Annotated in this window: 22 protein-coding genes and 2 tRNA genes; 15 read left to right on the top strand and 9 right to left on the bottom strand. The window is 57.3% G+C overall.

What is annotated here, in order from left to right; translation table 11 throughout:
- Positions 1–8 precede the first annotated feature (8 nt).
- Together GUC32_RS16905 and GUC32_RS16900 are read right to left on the bottom strand one after the other, a co-directional pair.
- Positions 9–1,163 (bottom strand): MFS transporter, encoded by a 1,155-nt coding sequence (locus tag GUC32_RS16905; RefSeq protein WP_369435344.1) that lies wholly within the window; start codon positions 1,161–1,163, stop codon positions 9–11.
- 54 nt (positions 1,164–1,217) lie between these two features.
- The gene (locus GUC32_RS16900) at positions 1,218–1,625 is read right to left on the bottom strand and encodes a DUF4186 domain-containing protein (RefSeq protein ID WP_089180481.1); all 408 of its coding nucleotides are present in this window, start codon (positions 1,623–1,625) and stop codon (positions 1,218–1,220) included.
- Positions 1,626–2,328: 703 nt separating this feature from the next.
- Here GUC32_RS16900 and ompC point away from each other — a divergent pair.
- Entirely contained in the window at positions 2,329–3,459 is a 1,131-nt protein-coding gene (gene ompC / locus GUC32_RS16895; RefSeq protein ID WP_025303634.1) for a porin OmpC, read from the top strand.
- Between the two features lie 158 nt (positions 3,460–3,617).
- Complete coding sequence (locus GUC32_RS16890; protein WP_025303633.1) at positions 3,618–4,034, top strand: VOC family protein; 417 nt, start codon at positions 3,618–3,620, stop codon at positions 4,032–4,034.
- On the opposite strand, the gene GUC32_RS16885 is transcribed toward GUC32_RS16890, so the two are convergent.
- Positions 4,028–4,606: a TetR/AcrR family transcriptional regulator gene (locus tag GUC32_RS16885; RefSeq protein WP_049207296.1), complete on the bottom strand. Its 579-nt coding sequence runs from the start codon at positions 4,604–4,606 to the stop codon at positions 4,028–4,030. The two genes, GUC32_RS16890 and GUC32_RS16885, sit on opposite strands and share 7 nt — an antisense overlap.
- Positions 4,607–4,713: 107 nt before the next feature.
- Here GUC32_RS16885 and GUC32_RS16880 point away from each other — a divergent pair, with 107 nt between their 5' ends.
- The 4 genes from GUC32_RS16880 (at position 4,714) to GUC32_RS16865 (ending at position 5,964) form a co-directional block, all read left to right on the top strand.
- Positions 4,714–5,181 carry a nuclear transport factor 2 family protein gene (locus GUC32_RS16880; protein ID WP_025303631.1) on the top strand — a complete coding sequence of 156 codons (468 nt, stop codon included), beginning with the start codon at positions 4,714–4,716 and terminating at the stop codon, positions 5,179–5,181.
- Positions 5,182–5,307: 126 nt separating this feature from the next.
- Positions 5,308–5,637 carry an osmotically-inducible lipoprotein OsmE gene (osmE, locus tag GUC32_RS16875; RefSeq protein WP_025303630.1) on the top strand — a complete coding sequence of 110 codons (330 nt, stop codon included), beginning with the start codon at positions 5,308–5,310 and terminating at the stop codon, positions 5,635–5,637.
- 157 nt (positions 5,638–5,794) lie between these two features.
- Positions 5,795–5,882 (top strand) — tRNA-Ser (locus tag GUC32_RS16870).
- 6 nt (positions 5,883–5,888) lie between these two features.
- Positions 5,889–5,964 (top strand) — tRNA-Thr (locus tag GUC32_RS16865).
- A gap of 225 nt (positions 5,965–6,189) precedes the next feature.
- Here the strand turns inward: GUC32_RS16865 and GUC32_RS16860 are convergent.
- Entirely contained in the window at positions 6,190–6,432 is a 243-nt protein-coding gene (locus tag GUC32_RS16860) for a DinI family protein (protein WP_025303629.1), read from the bottom strand.
- Positions 6,433–7,302: 870 nt separating this feature from the next.
- Here GUC32_RS16860 and GUC32_RS16855 point away from each other — a divergent pair.
- Together GUC32_RS16855 and GUC32_RS16850 are read left to right on the top strand one after the other, a co-directional pair.
- Positions 7,303–7,956 (top strand): helix-turn-helix domain-containing protein, encoded by a 654-nt coding sequence (locus GUC32_RS16855; protein ID WP_043136493.1) that lies wholly within the window; start codon positions 7,303–7,305, stop codon positions 7,954–7,956.
- Positions 7,957–8,445 carry a hypothetical protein gene (locus tag GUC32_RS16850; RefSeq protein ID WP_043136490.1) on the top strand — a complete coding sequence of 163 codons (489 nt, stop codon included), beginning with the start codon at positions 7,957–7,959 and terminating at the stop codon, positions 8,443–8,445.
- Here GUC32_RS16850 and GUC32_RS16845 read toward each other — a convergent pair.
- The 4 genes from GUC32_RS16845 to ttrS form a co-directional block, all read right to left on the bottom strand.
- Positions 8,438–9,169, bottom strand: coding sequence for a metallophosphoesterase (locus GUC32_RS16845; protein ID WP_369435343.1), 732 nt, complete (start codon positions 9,167–9,169; stop codon positions 8,438–8,440). The genes GUC32_RS16850 and GUC32_RS16845 overlap by 8 nt on opposite strands.
- A 17-nt stretch (positions 9,170–9,186) precedes the next feature.
- Entirely contained in the window at positions 9,187–9,849 is a 663-nt protein-coding gene (locus GUC32_RS16840) for a VUT family protein (protein ID WP_025303625.1), read from the bottom strand.
- Positions 9,850–10,189: 340 nt separating this feature from the next.
- On the bottom strand, positions 10,190–10,789 hold the full coding sequence (gene ttrR / locus GUC32_RS16835) for a tetrathionate respiration response regulator TtrR (protein ID WP_025303624.1): 600 nt from the start codon (positions 10,787–10,789) through the stop codon (positions 10,190–10,192).
- Positions 10,761–12,482, bottom strand: a complete 1,722-nt coding sequence (gene ttrS, locus GUC32_RS16830; RefSeq protein WP_245393397.1) for a tetrathionate respiration histidine kinase TtrS — start codon at positions 12,480–12,482, stop codon at positions 10,761–10,763. Before ttrS ends, ttrR begins: the two co-directional genes overlap by 29 nt.
- Before the next feature lie 228 nt (positions 12,483–12,710).
- Here ttrS and ttrB point away from each other — a divergent pair, with 228 nt between their 5' ends.
- The 3 genes from ttrB to ttrA are packed head-to-tail and all read left to right on the top strand — an operon-like array spanning position 12,711 to position 17,534.
- A complete protein-coding gene (gene ttrB, locus GUC32_RS16825; protein ID WP_049208488.1) occupies positions 12,711–13,448 on the top strand; it encodes a tetrathionate reductase subunit TtrB in 738 nt (245 codons plus the stop codon).
- Positions 13,445–14,470, top strand: coding sequence for a tetrathionate reductase subunit TtrC (gene ttrC / locus GUC32_RS16820; protein ID WP_369435342.1), 1,026 nt, complete (start codon positions 13,445–13,447; stop codon positions 14,468–14,470). The genes ttrB and ttrC overlap by 4 nt, the downstream gene beginning before the upstream one ends.
- Positions 14,463–17,534 (top strand): tetrathionate reductase subunit TtrA, encoded by a 3,072-nt coding sequence (gene ttrA / locus GUC32_RS16815; protein ID WP_025303620.1) that lies wholly within the window; start codon positions 14,463–14,465, stop codon positions 17,532–17,534. Before ttrC ends, ttrA begins: the two co-directional genes overlap by 8 nt.
- 38 nt (positions 17,535–17,572) lie before the next feature.
- Here the strand turns inward: ttrA and GUC32_RS16810 are convergent, their stop codons facing one another.
- On the bottom strand, positions 17,573–18,481 hold the full coding sequence (locus tag GUC32_RS16810; RefSeq protein WP_147824042.1) for a LysR family transcriptional regulator: 909 nt from the start codon (positions 18,479–18,481) through the stop codon (positions 17,573–17,575).
- 125 nt (positions 18,482–18,606) lie between these two features.
- On the opposite strand from GUC32_RS16810, the gene GUC32_RS16805 reads away from it, so the two are divergent.
- The 4 genes from GUC32_RS16805 to maiA are packed head-to-tail and all read left to right on the top strand — an operon-like array spanning position 18,607 to position 22,393.
- Positions 18,607–19,956 (top strand): aromatic acid/H+ symport family MFS transporter, encoded by a 1,350-nt coding sequence (locus GUC32_RS16805; protein ID WP_025303618.1) that lies wholly within the window; start codon positions 18,607–18,609, stop codon positions 19,954–19,956.
- Positions 19,957–19,974: 18 nt separating this feature from the next.
- A complete protein-coding gene (gene gtdA, locus GUC32_RS16800) occupies positions 19,975–21,012 on the top strand; it encodes a gentisate 1,2-dioxygenase (protein ID WP_049208494.1) in 1,038 nt (345 codons plus the stop codon).
- 15 nt (positions 21,013–21,027) lie between these two features.
- A complete protein-coding gene (locus tag GUC32_RS16795; RefSeq protein ID WP_025303616.1) occupies positions 21,028–21,729 on the top strand; it encodes a fumarylacetoacetate hydrolase family protein in 702 nt (233 codons plus the stop codon).
- A 19-nt stretch (positions 21,730–21,748) separates the two neighbouring features.
- On the top strand, positions 21,749–22,393 hold the full coding sequence (maiA, locus tag GUC32_RS16790) for a maleylacetoacetate isomerase (RefSeq protein WP_197771039.1): 645 nt from the start codon (positions 21,749–21,751) through the stop codon (positions 22,391–22,393).
- Positions 22,394–22,399 lie beyond the last annotated feature (6 nt).

The following is a 22,399-nucleotide window of genomic DNA, read 5'->3' as shown; positions in this document are numbered from 1 at the left end:
TTCCTGAATCAGCGAGTGACGGCCCTGGCGCTGGCGGTCACCGCCAACAGCAGAGCGGCTATGCAGGCGAAGGCCACCGTCAGGTTGGAAAACTGAGCGATGAAGCCGATCAGCGCCGGGCCGGCCAGAATACCGGCATAGCCGACGGTGGTGACGGAAGCGATCGCTAAATTGGCCGGCATGTCGCGCTGGTTGCCTGCGGCGCTGAACAGGATCGGCACGACGTTCGAGGCGCCCAGGCCGACCAACATGAAACCGGCCAGCGAAACGGTGGCGTGATTGAAGGCGATGGCCAGACCCAGGCCGAAAGCGGCACACAGGCTGCCCAGCAGCAGCACCCGGTAGCGGCCCAGCGAGTTCACCACCCGATCGCCATTGAGGCGGCCGAGCGTCATGGTGATGGAAAACAGCGCATAGCCCAGACCGGCCTGGCTGTGTTCGACACCGCGCAACGTGGTGAGGAACAGCGCGCTCCAGTCGAGCATCGATCCTTCCGCCAGAAACATGATAAAGCACAGAATGCCGATGAACATCACCCAACCGCGCGGCAAGACGAACATCGGCCCGCCGTCGTCGGCGCCGCTCTCACGCAGCAGATGGCGGCTGGCAAGCGCCAGCAGGACTATCACCGCCAGCACGGTGAGCAGGGTGGATTGCAGCGGTGTCAGCCCCAACCACAGCAACGCGCTGACGCCGCCGGCGCCGGCAATACCGCCGATGCTGAAGAAACCGTGAAAGCCGGACATCATCGCCTTGCCGCTGGCGCGTTCGACGATCACCGCCTGAACGTTCATCGCTACGTCGATCATGCCGATTGCCGCACCGAATAGCAGCAGCGCCACGGCCATGCCGCCGAGGGAATCCATCAGTGCCAACAGCGGCAGATCAATACACAATCCCAGACCCGCCATCAGGATCACTGCGCGGCAGCCCAGTTTGCCGGTCAGGAAACCGGTCAGCGGCATCGCCAGCATGGAGCCGGCGCCGATACAGAGCAGCAACAGGCCGAGCGAACCGTCATCGATACCGATGCGCGCTTTGGCGAAGGGGACCAGCGGCGCCCAGGCGGCCATGCCGAGACCGGCGACGAAAAAGGCCAGACGGGTGGCGATCTGTTGAGGAATGCCGGGCGTTTGCTGTTCATTGCACAAGGTAGCTGTCATGTAAGCGTCAGGATCTTGGGTCAAAAGAATGGTGAAAGTTACTGACAGTTTTTATCACAATCCGCGATCCGGATCGAAAATATTCGCGCCTGACATGTCCCTGGCACCGCCTCTGCGCACCAGCCACAGCGCGATAGCTTGGACAATATACTCCTTTTGCTGCTCGTTCAGTGTGACACCTTGCGGTATGCCGTGCCACTTTTCCAGACAGCTGCGGCAGCAGGTGGCGGTGGCATGCTGGGCGACGAACACCGGGTGGCCGCGCATCGGTGTTTGCTTGCCGTCATTCTTAGGATGGGCGGCGGCCAGGCGGCGGTCGATAAAATCGCGGGCATGGCTGAGTATCAGCGGCAATCCCTTGCCGTCGAGATAAGTCTGGTCTTTGGCATTTAAACGGAAGCGAGCGCGGAAGGGGGAGGTTTGTAGCCGCCGCCACAGCACGTCGGGTTGAAAGGGCATCATGAATTTTACTCGCTGGAGGTGCACTTTTTCCAGGTTATCAGAATTGAAACTCTGCGGCTAATTGTGCCTGCGGCGGGAAATAATCGATGGGATAAAGCACGAAATGAAAAGTAATTTCAATTTGTAGACTAAAATAAGGGAAAAGATTAGCAATTAGTGCGAAAGTAAATTAATGAAACTATATCATTAGGTTATTTATTTGCGTGCTATTTGTACGAGTCGGAATTGTGAGGAGAGTATGGAGAAAAATAAAAAACCGGCCAGAAGCCGGTTAAAGGAGTGCAGAAATTATCCTCGGATCTCGGATAATGAAGGTAATAATGAAAATAATGATGATAGCGAGGTGATTATAGCGGCTGCGTGCGGACGGCGTTTTGGCACAATGTGCTTATTGTCTGGCTCAATTGTATGGTTGGCTTTTTTTTCTTAAAGATATGTATAACTACATGATTTTTTTATCAATTAATCTATTCTTTGTCTTTAAGTGCTTTATTTTGTTTGTCTGTAATGTTTTGTGAAAGTTCGCGCGTATTTACATTTGGAAACCTTTATTAATTACACTGAAACACTATCGGATACTTGGTATCATTTTCTTTCTGGATTAATATAACCCTTGTTACCAGAATGGTAATGCACAGTCGTGCTAATAATGCTCGAAAAGGGCAGTGGCCGTAGCTCGACATAATTAACGAGGATAATAACGATGAAACTTCGAGTACTCTCTCTGATGGTACCCGCACTGCTGGTTGCAGGCACAGCAGGCGCGGCGGAAATCTACAACAAAGACGGTAATAAACTGGATTTGTACGGTAAAGTCGACGGTCTTCACTATTTCTCCAGCAACAACGGCGTGGACGGCGATCAGTCTTATATGCGTTTTGGCCTGCGCGGCGAAACGCAAATCAGCGATCAGCTGACCGGTTACGGCCAGTGGGAATATCAGGCGAACCTGAATCACGCTGAAAGCCAGGACAACAAGAACTTCACCCGTTACGGCTTCGCCGGTCTGAAATTCGGCGACTATGGCTCCTTCGACTACGGCCGTAACACCGGCGTGCTGTACGACGTCGCGGCGTATACCGACTTGCAGCCTGAGTTCGACGGTATGACCTACGGCGCCGACCAGTTCATGTTCCAGCGCTCCAGCGGCCTGGCGACCTACCGTAACAACGACTTCTTCGGTCTGGTTGACGGCCTGAACTTCGCCCTGCAGTACCAGGGTAAAAACGGCAACGGCGAAGAGACCAACAACGGTCGTGACGTTCTGGGTCAAAACGGCGAAGGCTACGGTATGTCCATGAGCTATGACATGGGCTACGGCATCAGCGCCGCAGGTGCCTTCTTCAACTCGCGTCGTACCAGCGAGCAGAACGGCGGTAACGGTCATCAGAACATCATGGGTCGCGGCGACAAGGCCGAAGGGTACTCCGGCGGTCTGAAATATGACGCCAACGACGTCTACCTGGCGGTGATGTTCACCCAGTCCTACAATGCGGCGCGTTTCGGTAGTTCTGACAGCAGCGTTTATGGCTACGCCAACAAGGCGCAGAGCTTCGAAGCCTACGCGCACTACCAGTTCGACTTCGGTCTGCGTCCGTTCGTGGGTTATAACCAGACCAAAGGTAAAGACCTGGGCCGCGCCGGCAACGGCAAGGACTACGGCGATCAAGATCTGGTCAAATTCGTCGACCTGGGTGCGACCTACTTCTTCAACAAAAACATGTCCACCTATGTTGATTACAAAATCAACCTGGTGGACAACAACGACTTCACCGACGCTGCCGGTATCAACACCGACAACGTGGTTGCCGTGGGCCTGGTTTACCAGTTCTAAGCACCTCAGTGTGAACGTCATCGCGCGGCCTTCGGGCCGCGTTTTTTTTGCCTGTAAGCCGGTAAAAAAGCACGGATTGATCCGCTATCGGCACGGGAAGTACCGTGGTTTTCCTCCTCTAAGCCTACGCTGTCAGTACAGAAAAAGAGGGGGATGATATGGAACTCAAGATCGACAAGGTGATCGAAACGGTGCTGTACGTCAGCGATATTGAACGCGCGGACGCTTTTTACCGGGAGGTGCTGAAACTGCCGGCGATGGTCGCTAACGAACGGTTTCGCGCCTATAACGTCGGCGATCGAAGCGTACTGTTGCTGTTTATCGAGGGCGACTCGCTGCGCGGGGCGCACTATCCTACCGGGTTTATACCTGCGCACGATGGCGTGGGGCCGGCGCATATCGGGCTGGCGGTGGCGAAAGCGCAACTGCCACACTGGGAACGGCATCTGACGGCCAACGGCGTGGAGATTGAGGGGCGGATGCGCTGGGAACACGGCGGGGAGAGTATTTATTTTCGCGATCCCGACGCCCACCTGTTAGAACTGGTGACGCCGGGCATCTGGGCCAATTACTGATCGAACCCGCCTTGTGCCAGCAACGCCAGAGCGGCATTCAGCACCTGCAGCGCCGCCTGCGGTTGCCGCTCTATCTGCACTCTGACGATGGCGCCGTCGATCAGCATCGCCAGCATTGCTGCCTGCTGTTCCCGCCGTGGGCCGGCGGGCAGGTGACGTGCCAGTTCCTCCGCCATTTGCCGCTTATGCCGGCTGGCGATGTGCAGGCTTTCCGGCAGCAGATCGGCGATTTCCACCGCCGTATTGATAAATGCGCAGCCGCGAAAGCGCGGTTCGTCGAACCACTCCGCCAGGCAGGGCGCCAACGCCGGCAGCAGCCCACCGGTTTGCGCCACATGATGGGCCAGCGATGTGCTGAACCAGGTGAGCCACTGCTGATGGCGATAGGTCAAAAACGCCGTAATTAAATCATTCTTGCTGGGAAAGTGGCGATAGAAGGTCACCTTGGTCACGCCCGATTCTTTTATGATGCGATCGATGCCGGTGGCGCGGATCCCTTCTTGATAAAACAGATCGTGCGCCGTCAGCAGGATACGCTGGCGGGCGGGTAAGGCGTTGAGATCGGCGGTCATCATTTTCTCCCTGGCTATTTCCGAGTGATTGTAGACAACTCTGTCTACATGCGCTAGCGTAATGATGTAGACAGAGTTGTCTACACGCCTTCACTTAGGAGATAAACATGAGCATTAAACCCCCATTGCCGCCTTTTACCCGCGAATCCGCTATCGAGAAGGTGCGGCTGGCGGAGGATGCCTGGAATAGCCGCGATCCCGAACGTGTATCGCAGGTGTATTCCCTCGATACCCACTGGCGTAACCGCGCGGAATTTGTCGATGGGCGCGCGGCGGTGGTCGGCTTTTTGCAACGCAAGTGGGCGAAAGAACTGGAGTATCGGCTGATTAAGGAGCTGTGGGCGTTTGACGGCGCGCGCATCGCGGTGCGTTTTGCCTATGAATGGCGCGACGATTCCGGCAACTGGTATCGCAGCTTCGGCAATGAGAACTGGGAGTTCAATCAGGAGGGGCTGATGATCAACCGTCACGCCTGCATCAACGACATGCCGATCCGCGAACAGGATCGGCGTTTTCATTGGCCGCTCGGCCGGCGCCCGGACGATGTCCCGGCCCTGAGCGATTTCGGTTTTTGAATCTGATGGGATGCTGCGATGGCCTTTTGAGAGCAAAAGCGCACCGATCGACAAAGGGGAATTTGTAGAAAAGCCTTCCCGCTTCTAGACTTAGGGAACAACAAATGCACTCCAAGAGGACAAGCTATGACGAAGAAGTTGGTTTTGGCCGTCGGCACTGCGGCGGTATTCTCCATTCTTGCCGGTTGTACCACCTATGATCGCGCAGCCAGCTATGTCAATGAGCCGGTGGTCAGCGATGTCAAAGTAGGGATGACCAAGCAGCAGGTGCGGGCTATCGCGGGTCCACCGTCAACCACTGCCACACTGGTTCATGCGCAGGGCACCTGCGACACCTATGCGGTGGCGCCGCGCGACGGCAAGGTGCAAACCTACTTTGTCAGCTACAACGACACGGGCCATGTCATGAACAAGGGCTATCAAACCTGTTCAGACTACGATTCTCAGCCGAAATAATCGCGTTTCGGCCGACCAAAAAAGCCTCGCTTGCGCGGGGCTTTTCATTTTTTAAGCGTTTAAGGCCTGAAGTTTAGGCAACTGCACCGGTTGTGCCATTTTTTTGCATCAAAACGATAGACATTTCATAACGGTATCGCTAATATCAGCGCCCATTGGAAGGATGGCCGAGTGGTTTAAGGCAACGGTCTTGAAAACCGTCGAGTGTAACAGCTCCCAGAGTTCGAATCTCTGTCCTTCCGCCAAATTCAGCCGGCTTAGCTCAGTAGGTAGAGCAACTGACTTGTAATCAGTAGGTCACCAGTTCGATTCCGGTAGCCGGCACCATGACAGAGGCCCCAGCAGCGATGCTGGGGCTTTTTGTTATGGTATTGGTGCGCTAGAAAAGTGCACACTGCAGCAGTGTGCGCTTCGAATAGCATCGATATTAACATTAACCAACCGATAATCGGATGGGGGAGGCACCGCGTCAATCCCATTAGCCAAGGGCTGAACGTTTGCATATACTGGCGGAAATATAGCCGGTGGGCGAGTCCGGCTATCAGACAGGGTTCAAATATCAGTGACCAGCCACTGATCCGCTTCTTCGAACATCTCTTCCAACATTCGGTTCAGCTTCTCACGATCGCTTTTGCTGGCGTCGGAGTTCAGGCCGTTGGCCTGCATCGGCTTCACGCGCACCTCCGCCTCCGGGAACAGCACATGCACGCGTTTTTCCAGCTCGTTGCGAATAATCTCGGCGGCGTTGGGTAGCCCAGCGACGTTGCGCTTGTCGTACACTAATTCTACAAACATGACTCACCTGTAAACACTGATTTAATGTACAGTATTCTGGCCTGAGGAAGGCGGGTTGGCAAGAGGGGGGCGCAATTTTGCATAAGGCGTTTATTCTTACTTGCGCAGCGGGCTGCCAAGCCTGCCACTGAATCTTTTCTTTACGTCTGGCCAGTGGTCTGCATTTTCCTCGCTCACTTCGTGCGTGAATATTCAAAGGGCACGATTATCCTCCGCAACCTACATTTTTCTCCCTTACTAATCAGTATGTAAGGCGGTGGCGTCGGGCTGGGGGCTCCCTGGTGTTGGGGGCCCGACGCCACCTTTCTGGTCGCCGTTCTTGGCATAATATCGATCAATGCAGGTATGCGCCGGAACTCGGCGCTACGGGCGCTGACGCAGCTTCTTCGCGTTCTGACAGAGAAAAATCCCGAGTATTGGCCAATGGTCGCTCGAAGAGCGATGAATAAAGCACTCATCTCATTTCCTTTAAAATTATCGAACCGGGATGCGGTTTGCTCTCCAGGTTGGCTTCTGTGCGTTAAATTGCTGCGGGGTTAATGTTTAGCATTTTGGGTTTCTCCCGCGTCGGCTATGGCGTGAATGCGATGAAGATATCCCGGGCGTTGTAAAGCGCCTCTGATGTTTGATGAACGGGCATATGAGTTAGCCTGTGCAGACAGCATTTTTATAAGTAAATTGAATCATTTAAAAGGCAGCCAGTCATGTTCGGCAAGACCGGTGATTTACAATAAAATTATTATATTACAATGTATTATATTTATATTTCGTATACAAAAGGCCCCGAGTCATTGTCATAGCCACCCTAGAAGTGGTTTAATGTTTTTAATTCACTTTAATGACACTAAAGTATAGGTTTAAAACATTATAATGCAACCAAACAACATTAAAATATCAGAAGAAAATGGTATGTCATTGAAAATGATAGGTGAAAACCTTACTTACCTCATGCGCATGCACGGGATTGACGCCAGTCGGTTGAGCAGCGAAACAGGGATAGGTATTGCCACGATCAATAATCTGAGGAAAGGCGTGGGGAATCCCACGATCTCTACGCTTGCGTCCATTGGTGAATTTTTCAGCGTAAAAGTAGGGGAGCTGACTGACAAGGATTTAAGCGTCACGGGAGAGGCCAAACACAATGTGAGATCGCTTCCGCTCATTAGCTACAGCGATGTAGAACGTTTTCTGGCCAACACGATCAGAACGGCAGATACCTATACGACAGAAGTCGATGACATGACGGACGATTCGCTGTTTGTGGTAGAGATAACGAATAATTCACTGTCGCCTGAATTAGACCGTGGAACGTATTGTGTGATCTCGCTCAAGGAGCCATTTTGCGATGGCGATATCGTCCTGGTTAAGCTGAAAAATTACCCAATATGCTTAAGGCGAGTTTTTGTTTCCGACGGCGACTTGTTGTTTACAAACATCTCATTAGATTCAGATAGCAGTGTGAAGTCCTATAGCGATTATGCGATCGTCGGTGTTCTATTGAAAACGATAAAGAGGCTGAAATAAATGGACTTATTTAACATAATGAGAAGGTTAAGAAAAATATACTCTCCCAGTTACCTCTATACGTTAGATCGTAGTGTGATCCGAACGGCGGATGGATATTGGCTTTTCAAAGAGTTTGGCACCCATACTTTCGTGAAAAAAAACTGGGGGCAACTCATCGAGGGCGATTTTCTCAGGCATGTTAACCCGAAAGATATCGCTTTTATCGCCGAGACCGAATCTAAAATAAAAATCGCCTCGGCCAAACTGTCGATTCATGAAGAGAAACGAAACTGTATGTGGACGTTGAAAAACGATGTTGACTCGATATCAATATCAGGGGCGGATTTTCTAAGGGATCGCGATCTTGTCGACAAAACCGAGTCCTTGGATGCGACGAAAATAGCCTTCTATGCCGGGGTAAAGGAAGGCAGAGCACTCTCTGCCTCATTGAAAAATGCTAAGAAAAGCGACAGATCTAAAAAAACAATACTGACGTTGATTAAATAAACCAGGGTTCGACGTGAATATGCTCATCGAACGTAATCACGCTGAAGGCCGAATTGTCTATGCTGCTGACAGCGCTTGTGCCGTTCTTCCATTGCGAACAAATCGCTGGGGAAACAGAGACTAAGGTTTCCCCCAGCTTTCTTTGGAATAGCGTATGTGCATGGCCTGAGCCGATAAACTTAACGTTTAATCGTTGGCAGAGGCTCAAAAACTCCTCGGCATTGTTTAACATACAGCTATCAACAATCGGGGTGCCTACCGGAATAGGGTGATGATGCAAGAAGACGGCGACCTTTTTATTGTCACTTGCGACGATGGCTTTTTCAAGCGTGTCGAGCGATTGCGTCGAGATTCTGCCGAAATCTTCATTATCAACCACCGAGTCGATGCTGAGCATGCGCCATTCGTCATCTTCAAACGAGTTTATATCGTAGCTGCCACCCTGCTTACGGGCTGCATCGTCCAGGTTCTTTTTGTTGTCGTGGTTGCCTGGGAAAAAATAGAAAGGTAAGGAAGTGCGGTTCATTATCTTAAAGAAGCGCTCATAAGAGGGGATATCGCCATCATGAGAGATGTCACCCGTCACAATGATTAAGTCGGCATTGATTTTATCGGCATTGGCATTAATGAAGTCAATGGCCCTGTCGAAATTAGCAAGATGCTTCGAAGCCAGCGCGTTTTCATTAGGCATAATATGTATGTCGCTAATCTGAATTACTTTCATGCGAGACCCTGTTGATATTACTTAAATGGATTGTATGAGGTGCCCCAATCATAATGATCGGTGTTTTCTATCTTCTTCACCCACTCGACTAAGGCGATGGCGAGCGGCAGTAATACAATAGAGACGACAACTTTATAAGACCACGTCGTGCTTATGATATTAACCAACTCCATGAAGGTGTATTTTCCTGAAAGACTGATCGGATAGGCTGTCAGCAACAGGGCGGCCTGTGTAGACATGGAGCCAACAATATATCGGATAAAGAAGTATTTGCCGGAGAAGATAATCTTCATCTTTGAAATAATAAAACCATTGACGAAATAAGCGACCGGAACGGACACCCAGGTGCCTATCATGACTCGCCAGAATTCATGGTATAAAGAATAATAGTGTGTGGCGATATCGTTGTTTTCTGGCTGAATAACGGCTGAGAGATTAAGTATTATGACATATAAACTTTGGCAGAACACCATGATCCATATTGCTCTTACCGACAATTTATAGCCATAAACCTCAGTCAGCAATGTGGATATCAAGAAACACAAGGAGAATACAATGCCGCTTGCCGTTATTTTAAAACCATAGATATCAAAGACCTTATAAACCAACGTGTCGCAGGTGATCATAATGGTCACCGTCAGGCCAACAAAAAGGCCATAGAGCTTGAGATTTCCTTGCATTTTTATTCCTTATTTAGTCCGTATTCTTCTGTTATTCATAATCCGTACTTATTTAAAACGTTAACCGGATGGCCAGATAGTGGCGTAATGATGCTCGAGCCATGTTGCATGGCCATCATTTCTCTTCATTCAAGGCAACGCCCCTTCTTTCCCTCACGGGGTTCCTGAAGGCGAGAGCGCTACGCTGGGTTTTGCGGAGAATGCTGATAGCCTGTTGGTTGAGAAAAGGTGATCTCACCGTAATTCATTAATATTTCTAATAAATATATTGCCTGGATCGCGCTGTGTCAATCAAGGAAAGAGGAATACGGGACGTTAGCTTGATGAGGGCTTTATGCATTCACTCCCGGGGCGTGGGCGGTAGAGCCTGCAGCTGAATCACCAATTCCGCCAGGCTGGCGGCCTGCATTTTCTCCATCACTTTTGCCCGGTGAACCTCTACGGTGCGCAGGGCGATATTCAGCCGCTCCGCCATTTCCCGATTCATCATGCCCCGCACCACCAGCTGCGCGATGTCGCGTTCTTTCGGCGTGAGCGTGCGGTAGCGGCCGCAAGTTTCATGGCGCTGCTGGGCTTTGGCCGAGACCTGCTGTGCCCGTTCGAGGGCGGCGATCAGCGGTTCTGCGGCGATCGGTTTTTGCAGGAAATCCACCGCGCCGTACTTCATCTGCTCCACCGCCATCGGCACGTCGCCATGGCCGGACAGGAACACCACCGCCAGCGTGCTGCTGCGGCGGCGCAGCTCAGCGTAGGCCTGGTGCCCATCGAGTTTCGGCATCCGCATGTCCAGCAAGACGATCCCGGTCTGAAACAGGTCGGCCCGCGCCAAAAAGTCGGCGCTGTCATTCCAGCACTGCACGTCGTGGCCGAGGCTGGTCAGCAAAAAATGGCAGGCGTCGGTGACGGCGGCGTCATCGTCCACCAGATGAATTAGCGACATGGTTTTCCTCATCGTTCAATATGAAATGCAGCGTTATGCACAGCCCATTGCGGCTGTCGGGGGCGGGGCGGTTAGCCAGGCGGATTTCGCCGCCGCCGTAGCGGGCCAGGCGCCGGCAAATGGCTAACCCCAGCCCCATGCCGCCGGCTTTGGTGGTGTTGAAGGGGCGAAAAGCCTGTTCCAGCCCGGCCGTTGTCATGCCGCCCGCGTTGTCCTGCAGATGCAACTCGATCGCCCGTTCGCTCTGGACGGCGGAAAGCCAGACGGCGTTGGCTCCGGCCTGCGCCGCATTCAGCAGCAGGTTCGCCAGCAACTGTTCCAGCAGCGCCGGCGGCAGGGTTAGCGTCAGCGAAGGCGCCACGTTGTTGAACAGTTTCAGGTCGGGATAGCGCTGCGTCAGGCGCAGCAGCGTCCACACCCGCTCGGCGGTTTCGCTTACCGCCGCGGGTCGCCAGCGTGTTTGGTCTATCGCCTCAGCGGTGGGCTGCACCCACTGGCGCAGGTTATGAATCGTCTCGCCGCCGCGCTGCGCCTGTCGGTCGATATTTTCCAGCGGACCCAACAGCGGATGCCCGGCGTCCGTTTTGCGCAGTTGGATCAGGCATCCCTGCGCATAAAGGCGAATAGCCGCCAACGGTTGATTGAGCTCGTGCGCGAAGCCGGAGGCCATTTCCCCCAGCACGTTCAGCTGCCTGGCGTTCTCCAGCGCCTGCTCCTGCCGCTGCAGTTGCTCTCCGGCATGGAGCAACTGCCGCCCGCGCCGGCGTACCAGCAGCGCGATCCAGATATGGTTGACGATCAACAGCGCCAGCACCGCCAGCGACAGGCCGACGGCCGTCTGATGCTGGATCAGCCAGCTCTTGATATCCAGCCACAGCCGCCGCTGTTCCGGGTGTTGATTGACGGCGCGCAGCAAGGCTTCCACCTCGCTGGTCGAGACCGGTGCGCCCCATTGAAAGGGAGACTGCGGAGGTGCGGTCAGCAAGGCTCTTGCCACCGCATCCACCAGTGAGTTATCCAGGCCGGGCAGGGCGGCGAACGACCAGTTGGGGTAAAGTGGCGTGCTGCTGACGCAGGGAACCGATGTGGGCCGTTGCAACAGCGGGCGAAAATCCGCCGGGTTGATCAGGCCTTCTCGATCCATTTTCTCCAGCAGGCAGACGGGGACGATGGCGGCCTGAATGGCGCGCTCGCGCAACAGATAGAGCAGGGCATCGGCAGGGAAACCGGTAAAGCGCAGGTGGAAATCGCGATCGGGCCGCATACCGGCATCGCTGAGCGCCTTATAGCCGGTCAGATAGCCGCCGAAGGCCTGCGGATCGATGGCGCCCACCGTTTTGCCCATCAGCGCCTGCGGCGTCGTGATGCCGCTGTCGCGCCGCACCAGAATCACGCTGCCGATGATGTTGCCCGTTGCCCGATCGCCGTTGGCGGCGCGCAACGATGCCAGCCAGCGCAGATGATAGCGGCTGTTCAACTGCACGAACTGCGCCGGATTAGTGACCACGAACTGCACGCTGCCCCGATTGACCGCTTCGCGCATCTGCGCCAGATCGAGCGGCTGCAGGCGGAAGCGCTCACCGCCGACACTGCCGTTGAGGCTGTCGATCAGCGGCTGCCAGTCACGCGCGGTCGCCGCATCGCCGCGCATCGCCAGCACGCCGACCGACCACTCTCCCGCCTGTGCCGCCATCCCCCAACCGAGACTGAACAGCAGTAATAACACGACCCTCACAGCCCCTCCTGATGGGCAATTTGCCTGCCGCCACTTGTTTTAGATCAACGTTGGGGCCGGTATGTGGTTAACCACAATAGAGCGCCATCGATGCCATTTTTACACTGTAAATCATCGACATTGTTTATTCATCTAACGGGCATCAATAGCGTGATCGGGGTGATGCCCAGGGCGTGGGAGAGGCGCATGGACTTCAGTAAACGGCAGTTTTTGCAGCAGCTGGGCGTGTTGACGGCGGGGGCTTCGCTGATCCCCGTGGCGGAGGCCGGGCTGACGTTAGCGCCGACGCGGCGCGAGGGGGATGCGAGCCGCCGCTACGCGATGCTGATCGATCTGCGGCGTTGCGTCGGGTGCCAGGCCTGTACCGTGAGCTGCGCCATTGAAAACCAGACGCCGCACGGCGAGTTTCGCACCACGGTAAACCAGTACCAGGTCAGCCTCGAAGGTGAAGCGGTGGCGACCAACGTGCTGCTGCCCAGGCTGTGCAACCACTGCGACAACCCACCCTGCGTGCCGGTGTGCCCGGTACAGGCCACTTTCCAGCGTGAGGACGGGATCGTGGTGATCGACAACACGCGCTGCGTGGGGTGTGCCTATTGCGTGCAGGCCTGCCCGTACGATGCCCGCTTTATCAATCACGCCACCCAAACGGCGGACAAATGCACCTTCTGCGTGCATCGGCTGGAGGCGGGATTGTTGCCGGCGTGCGTGGAGTCGTGCGTGGGGGGAGCGCGGATCATCGGCGATATGCGCGATCCGCACAGCACGCTGAGCAAGATGCTGCGGCGCCACGAGGCCGAGATCAACGTCCTCAAGCCGGAGAACCAAACCGCGCCCCATGTGTTTTATCTGGGGCTGGATGACGCCTTCGTCACGCCGCTGCCGGGGCGGGCGCAGGTTGCCTTATGGGGGGAGGGACGATGAGTCGCCAACTGATGATCGCAGAAGTGCTGGGCCAACCGCAGGCGGTGAGCTGGCTGCCGTGGGCCGTGCAATATTTCTTCTTTATCGGCATCGCTGCCTGTGCTGCGCTGCTGGCCTGCGTGTGGCGCTGGCGCGGTGGAGAAAACGCCGCGCATCTGGAGCGCATGGCGCTGTTTATTGGGCTGACGTGCGCCATCACCGCACCGCTGGCGCTGACCGCCGACCTGCATCAAACCGCCCGCTTCTGGCATTTCTACGCCTACCCGACGCCCTGGTCGTGGATGCTGTGGGGCGCGCTGTTCTTGCCGCTGTTTACCCTGCTGATCGGCCTGTGGTTTCTCGCTCTCGAATTTGCGCGGCTGACGGGTAGGCCGGTTGCGCTGCTGCGTGGGATTGCGCCCGCCTGCGCGCTGGTGGCTATCGGCCTGCTGTTGTACACCGGGCGTGAGGTTTCCGTCGTGCGTGCCCGCCCAATCTGGTTCAGCTACGCATTTCCGATCGTGATGTTCCTCAGCGCGCTGCAGGCGCTCTTGGCCTTGCTGCTGCTGACATTGCGCGAACGGCCCGGTCTGCAGGCGCCGCTGGCGCGCGGGATGCTGCTGACGTTACTGCTGCTCGGCGGGGCGATCCTGCTGTGGGTATGCGGCGATACGTTATCCGGCGCGGCGGTACGCCACTGGCTGCAGACGCAGGCGATGGCGCGCCGGTATGCCGTGGGATGGATTGCGCTGTGGGGGCTGACGCTGGCGTGCGCCGCTTGGGCCGGTTCTCGGCGCTTGCCGCGCGGCGGTACGACGCTGCTGGTGGCCGGCGCTCTGGGGCTGAGTTGGCTGATGCGCTGGACGCTGTTGATCGAGGTGCAAACCATCCCGAAATACAACGCGACGTATTCCCCTTATAGCCTGCCGCTCGGCACCGATGGCTTGCTGGCGATCGTCGGCACTTTCGGGTTGTGGCTGGCGTTAATGATCATGGTGCGTGAAGCACAGGCGTTTTTACTGCGGAGAAAACAACATGGCTAAACTCACCCGGCGTCAGTGGTTGAAAGTGGGCCTGGCCTTCGGCGGATTGTCCGCCTTTGGCCTGAGCTATCGCGAGGTCGCCAAACGGGCGATCGACGGCTTGATTCACGGCACTTCAGGGCGGGTGACCCTGGATCGCATCAACGGCAACTCCCTGCCGCCCGAAGGGCGGGCAAGGCCGGAATGGCAAGGCAATCCGCAGCAGGCCATCTCGATGACCCAGTGTTTCGGCTGCTGGACGCAATGCGGCGTGCGGGTGCGGGTGGACAGGCAGACCGACCGGGTATTGCGCATTGCCGGCAACCCGTATCATCCGCTGTCTCAGGAACGGCACGTCGACTCGGCCTTGCCGCTGCAGGACGCGTTGGCGCAGCTGGGCGGCGAAAGCGGCCTCGACGCCCGCTCCACCGCCTGCGCGCGCGGCGCCACGCTGCTGGAAGGGCTTTACAGCCCGCTGCGCGTGCTGGAGCCGATGAAGCGCGTCGGCAAACGCGGCGAGGGCAAGTGGCAGCGCATCAGCTTCGAGCAGTTGATCGCTGAAGTGGTGGAGGGCGGCGATCTGTTCGGCGAGGGGTATGTGGACGGCCTGCGGGCGATCCGCGATCTGGAGACGCCGATCGATGCCCGACAGCCGGGGCTGGGGCCGAAAGCCAATCAGCTGCTGGTGACCAACGCCGGTGACGACGGGCGCGACAGCTTCCTGCGGCGTTTCGCCCAGAACAGTTTCGGCAGCAAAAACTTCGGCGCGCACGGCGCTTACTGCGGGCTGGCCTACCGTGCCGGTTCCGGTGCGTTGATGAACGATCTGGACAAAAATCCGCATGTAAAGCCCGACTGGGAACAGGTCGAGTTCGCGCTGTTTATGGGGACCTCGCCCGCGCAGTCCGGCAACCCATTCAAGCGGCAGGCTCGGCAACTGGCCAGCGCCAGATTGCGCAGCGAGTTCCGTTATGCGGTAGTGGCGCCGGCGCTGCCGCTGACCACCACATTGGCGGACGATCATGGCCATTGGATCCCGATATTGCCGGGCACCGACTCGGCGCTGGCGATGGCAATGATCCGTTGGATCCTCGACCACCGGCGTTATCAGGCCGGTTATCTCGCCATCCCGTCCGAGGCCGCCATGCAACGTGCCGGCGAGAAGAGCTGGACCAACGCCACGCATCTGGTGATCGCCGAGAGCGAGCATCCGCGGGCGGGGCAGCATCTGACGTTGGCCGATCTGAATGGCGCCGAGTCGGCGTCGCCGTTGGTGGTCAACGGCGCGGGGGAACTGGTGGCGGCCGAGGCGTGCGACAGCGCCGAGCTGTGGGTAAGCCGTACGGTGACGCTGCACGACGGCGTGCAGGTGGGGGTGAAAAGCGGCTTCCAGTGTTTGAAAGAGGCCGCCGACAAGCTGTCGCCGGAGGCGTACAGCCGGCAATGCGGCGTGCCGGTGGCACGCATCGCGGCACTGGCCGAGGCCTTTACCGCCCACGGGCGCAAGGCGGCGGTGATCGCCCATGGCGGGATGATGGCGGCAAACGGGTTTTACAATACCTGGTCGGTGATGATGCTTAACGTGCTGATCGGCAACCTGAGCCTGGCGGGGGGCGTGTTCGTCGGCGGCGGAAAATTCAACGGCTTCGCTGAGGGGCCGCGCTATAACCTGGTCGAGTTTCCCGGCCTGGTAAAACCGAAGGGGCTGAATATCGCACGCAGCAAGGCCGCCTATGAAACCTCCGACGAGTACCGCGAAAAAGTGGCGGCGGGCGTTTCCCCCTGGCCGGCCAGGGCGCCCTGGTATCCGTTCGTCGCCGGGCAACTGACCGAGCTGCTGACATCGGCGTTGGCAGGGTATCCGTACGGGCTGAAAGCCTGGATCTCGAACATGACCAACCCCTTGTACGGTATCGCCGGGTTGCGTAGCGTGGCGGAGGAACGATTGAAAGATCCGGCGCGTTTGCCGCTGTTTATCGCTATCGATGCGTTTATCAACGAAACGACGGCGCTGGCCGACTATATCGTCCCGGACACCCATAACTTTGAGAGCTGGGGGTTCAGCGCCCCCTGGGGCGGCGTCGCCAGCAAGGCCACTACCGCGCGCTGGCCGATAGTGACGCCGGCGACCGCGAAAACGGCGCAAGGGCAGCCGATTTCCATGGAGGCGTTTTGCATCGCCGTCGCTAAACGCCTGGCGCTGCCGGGGTTCGGCGATCGCGCTATCGGCGACGGCCAGGGCGGGCTGCTGCCGCTCAACTGCGCCGAGGATTATTATCTGCGCGCCGCCGCCAACGTGGCGTTTGCCGGCAAGGCGCCGGTGCCGGCCGCGAGGGCGGACGAACTGACGCTGAGCGGTGTCGATCGCTTGTTGCCGCAGCTTGCGCAGACGCTGCGCGCCGATGAAATCGACCGCGTGGCGTTTATTTACAGCCGCGGCGGCCGGTTCGCCGTTCACGACAGCGGCCGCCGCGACGGCAGCGTGGGCAACCGCTGGGAGAAACCGCTGCAGATCTGGAATGCGGAAGTGGCGAAGCACCGGCATGCGATCACCGGTGAGCGTTTCAGCGGCTGCCCCACCTGCTATCCGGCGCGTTTGTCGGACGGCCGCGCGGTGGAAGCGCTCTACCCTGAGCAGCAGTGGCCACTGCGCCTGATGTCCTTCAAATCCAACGTGATGAGCAGCTCCACCGCGGTGATCCGGCGCCTGCACGACGTGAAACCGGTGAACCTGGTGGCGCTGAATCCGGCAGACGGGGCGCGTTTCGGCATTCAACACGGCGACCGGGTACGTATCAGCACGCCGGGCGGCAGTCGAGAGGTGCGGATCAGTTTACTGGCAGGCGTGATGCCCGGCGTGATCGCGGTGGAACACGGCTACGGCCACCGGGAGATGGGGGCCAGTCAGCACTACCTGGACGGTGAACCGCTGGCGATGGATGAGCGCATTGCCGCCGGCATCAACCTCAACGATTTGGGCTTTGCCGATCCGACGCGCGAAGTGCCGAATACCTGGCTGGATTGGGTGACCGGAGCGGCGGTGCGTCAGGGGATCCCTGCGACCATCGTCAAGCTTTCCGCGTAGGCGCAGCCGTAAATCTGCTGTGGCTGCAGGTGGGGGTGTTAAGCCTGCGTCAGCAGCTGCAAAAAGCGGCTCAGCGCGGTAAAAGGCGGTTCGCTGTTGCGCCAGAAGACGCCCACGCTGCCTTTCTGCTCTATCTTCGGCAGATTCAGGATCGCCAGCTGCCCCTGGCTGGCATAACGCTGCGCCAGCCGTAGGGAAAGAATGGAGATCATATCGCTGCTTTGCAGCAGGTTGGTACTGACGTTCATGGATGCCGATTCAACCGTGTTTTCGGGCAGCATCACGCCGTTATCCGCCAGCGCATTATCAATGCTGAGGCGGATGGGCGTGCCGGTCGGCCAGACAATCCAGCGCCAGTGGGTGAGATCGCGCCAGCTGAGGGAGGCGGATTCTGCCAGCGGATGGTGAGGGCGGGCAACAAAGCATACCGGTTCGGTGTAGAGCACTTGATAGTTGAGCGGCAGTTGCAGCGCCCGCCCGCCAACGCGGCCCACGACGACGTCCACCGCGCCCGCGATCAGATCGTGCAGCAGCGGGGTCATCACCTTTTCCTCAATATTGAGATGCAGCGTTGGCATTTCCTGCAGCAGGCTCAATATGGCCTGCGAAACGCAGTCGGTGGCGACCGGCGAACAGCCGATTTTCAGGCTTCCCACCAGCCCGCCTTGCTTAAAGCGGGCGATTTCAGACTGCGAACGCTCGAGATCGTTGACCAAGCGCTGCGCATGCTGAAGCAGCAGTTTCCCCCCCTCGGAGGGGCGCAGCCCTTTGCTATGCCGCTCAAACAGCGTGATCCCAATCTCATCTTCGAGCTGTGACAACCATTTTGACAGAGCGGGTTGGGAGATGTTCATCATCCGGGCAACGTGGGTCAGATTTCCCTGCTCACCCAACGCCACCAACATTTGCAGATGGTGAAGTTTCATTTTCTGCGCCCAGTTCGCCATTTGCTATAACCCTCCGGTTATGTCTCTGCCTGAAAAGCCATTGTACATTTTATCGCTAAGGATACAAATTCGTAACATACCTAAAACAAGACAGACATCTCCCTACCTGCACCGAGGCGCTCACTATGACTCAACGGCGTGATTTACAAGCACTGATCGATGCTGCTCCCATCGGTAAGACGCAGTGGCGCGTTATCATCTGCTGCTTTTTGGTGGTGATGTTCGATGGTTTTGACACCGCCGCCATTGGTTTCATCGCACCCGACATCCGTACCCAATGGCAACTGACCGCCGGCGAACTGGCACCGCTGTTTGGCGCGGGGCTGCTGGGGTTGACGGCGGGCGCACTGCTTTGCGGCCCGCTTTCTGACCGCTTTGGCCGCAAGCGCGTCATCGAACTTTGCGTGGCGCTGTTTGGCACGCTGAGCCTGATTTCGGCCTTCTCCCCCGATATGCCAACGCTGGTCATTTTACGTTTTCTCACCGGCCTGGGGTTGGGGGGCGCGATGCCGAACACCATCACGATGACCTCTGAATATCTGCCTGCTCGCCGCCGTGGTGCGCTGGTCACGCTGATGTTCTGCGGTTTCACGCTCGGTTCAGCCCTGGGCGGGATCGTCAGCGCCCAACTGGTGCCGGTGATGGGGTGGCACGGCATTTTGGTGCTAGGAGGCGTTTTGCCGCTGATGCTCTTTGTGGTGCTGCTGTTTGCCCTGCCGGAATCCCCGCGCTGGCAGGTCCGCCGCCAACTGCCGCGCAAGGTGATTGCCAAAACGGTCAGCGGCATCACCCGAGAGTGCGATGAAGAGACCCATTTTTACCTCAACGAAGCCGCTACGGCGGCCAAAGGGAGCATCAGCCCGCTGTTTGCCGGCCGCCAGCTGCGCATTACTCTCATGCTCTGGGCGGTTTTTTTTATGAGCCTGTTGATTATCTATCTGCTCTCCAGTTGGATGCCGACGCTGCTTAACCATCGCGGTATAGATCTGCAGCATGCCTCTTGGGTGACCGCCGCTTTCCAGATGGGCGGAACGTTGGGGGCGCTGGGGCTGGGCGCGTTGATGGACAAATACAATCCCTTCCGGGTGTTGGCGGCGAGCTACGCCCTGGGCGCCGCGTGTATCGTCATGATTGGTCTGAGCGAGAACGGCCTGTGGCTGATGGCGCTGGCCATCTTCGGCACCGGCATCGGCATCAGCGGTTCGCAGGTTGGGCTGAATGCCTTGACCGCCACGCTCTATCCGACACAAAGCCGGGCGACCGGCGTCAGCTGGTCCAATGCCATTGGCCGCTGCGGCGCGATTGTCGGCTCGCTTGCCGGCGGCGTGATGATGGCGATGAATTTCTCATTCGATACGCTATTTTTCATTATTGCCGTGCCGGCGGCGATCAGTACGGTGATGTTAATGCTGCTGACGGCTGTTGTTCGCCAGTCTGCTCCAGCCCCTGATACGTTGCCTCGCGCAGCGTCGTGAATGAAAAGGAGAATCCCTATGCCTGAACGCAATCAGGATGTTAATCCCAGCCGCCAGCAGTTCTACCGGCATATTTCCGGGCAGAACCTGACCCCATTGTGGGAGTCGCTGCACCATTTGGTGCCGCAAACGCCGAATGCAAACTGCGCTCCGGCTTACTGGAACTATCAGGCGATTCGCCCGCACCTGCTGGCCAGCGGCGAGTTGATTGGCGCCAAAGAGGCGGTTCGCCGCGTGCTGGTGCTGGAAAACCCGATGCTGCGCGGACAGTCCTCCATCACCCCGACGCTGTATGCCGGATTGCAGTTGATCATGCCGGGCGAAGTCGCGCCGAGCCATCGCCATAATCAGTCGGCATTGCGTTTTATCGTCGAAGGGAAAGGGGCATTTACCGCCGTTGACGGTGAACGTACGCAAATGCATGAAGGCGACTTCATTTTGACGCCGCAGTGGCGCTGGCACGATCACGGTAATCCCGGCGAGGAGCCGGTGGTATGGCTGGACGGGCTGGATCTGCCGCTGGTGAACCTGCTGGGTTGCGGTTTCGCGGAAGACTATCCGCAAGAGCAGCAGCCCGTGACGCGCCAGGAGGGGGATTATTTACCGCGCTATGCGGCCAATATGCTGCCGCTGCGCCATCAGAAAGGCAACTCATCGCCCATTTTCAACTACCGCTACGATCGCAGCCGGGAAGCGCTGCACGACCTCACCCGCATGGGGGACGCCGACGAGTGGGACGGCTACAAGATGCGCTACGCCAACCCGGTGACCGGCGGCTATCCCATGCCCTCGATGGGCGCCTTCCTGCAGCTGCTGCCGAAAGGCTTTTCCTCACGGAAGGCGCGCACCACGGACAGCACCATTTACCACGTGGTGGAAGGGCGCGGCCAGGTCAGCATCGGCAGCGAAACCCTTCACTTTTCGGCAAAAGATATCTTCGTGGCGCCGACCTGGTTCGACGTGTCGTTTCAGGCGGACGAAGACACCGTGTTATTCAGTTTCTCGGACAGGCCGGTTCAGGAAGCCCTAGGACTGTTCCGCGAAGCACGTTATTAATTTGGGAGAGACAAAATGACGCAATACGTATTTGCACCGCAAGCCCCTGTGACGGTTCCTGTTGTGGGGAGTGATAAACAGTTTCCCGTGCGCCGTGTCTACTGCGTCGGGCGTAACTATGCTGCGCATGCCCGCGAAATGGGCTTTGACCCGGATCGTGAGCCACCGTTTTTCTTCTGCAAGCCTGCCGATGCGGTGGTGCCGGTGGCGGCCGGCGAAACGCTGGCGTTGCCGTATCCGTCGCAAACCGACAACTATCACTACGAAATCGAACTGGTGGTGGCGATTGGCAAACGGGGGAGCGATATTCCGCTGGAAAAGGCGCATGAATACATTTGGGGATATGCCACAGGCCTGGACATGACCCGCCGCGATCGGCAGATGGACATGCGTCAGATGGGGCGCCCATGGGAAATCGGCAAGTCGTTCGATCTTTCTGCGCCCATCGCGCCATTGCATAAAGCCGGCGACAGCGCCGACGTGAACAACGCGCCTATCTGGCTGCAGGTCAACGGCAGCGATCGCCAGCGCAGCGACATCCGCCATCTGATCTGGTCGGTGAATGAAACCATCAGCTATCTGTCCGGCTTTTTTGAGCTGCAGCCCGGCGATCTGATTTTTACCGGGACGCCGGAAGGGGTGGGCGCGGTGGTGAAAGGCGATGTGATTACCGGCAATGTAGAGGGGCTAACCCCAATCGCCGTGAAGATTGTCTGAGCCGATTCAGAGGTGAATGATGAAGCTGTACAGTTTCTTTAATAGCTCAGCGTCCTACCGCGTGCGCATTGCGCTGGCGCTGAAAGGCCTCCATTACCAGACGGTGGGGGTCAATATTCGCATCGGGCAGCAGAATGAGCTGGCATATCGGCGAATGAACCCGGTCGGACTGGTGCCGACGCTGCTCACGGACGACGGTGAGTCTCTCAGCCAGTCGCTGGCGATTATTGACTGGCTGGATCGCCATTTTCCTCAGTCGCCGCTGTTACCGATGGCCGATCCGGCGCGCAGCCGGATACTGGAAATCGTTTATGTTATTGCCTGCGATATTCATCCGGTAAATAACCTGCGGGTTTTACGCTACCTGAGTGAAGAGCTGAAGGTGAGTGAGGAAGAGAAAAAACGCTGGTATGCGCACTGGATCCGGCAAGGGCTGAGCGCCGTAGAACAGCTGTTGCTCCAGAGGCCGCCAGGACCCTTCTGCGTTGGCGATACCCCGACGTTGGCGGATTGCTGCCTGATCCCTCAGTGGGCGAATGCCCTGCGGATGGGGTGCGATCTGAGCGGGTACCCGCGCTGTAAAGCGGTTTACGACGCCTGTACTCGTCTCCCGGCGTTCATCGCCGCGGCGCCCGAAAACCAACAAGACAAAATCTCAGCCTGAGCCCGA

The sequence above is a fragment of the Serratia sp. NGAS9 genome (assembly GCF_009905295.1).
Taxonomy (GTDB): domain Bacteria; phylum Pseudomonadota; class Gammaproteobacteria; order Enterobacterales; family Enterobacteriaceae; genus Serratia; species Serratia bockelmannii.
This window is presented reverse-complemented; position numbering and strand designations above follow the sequence as displayed.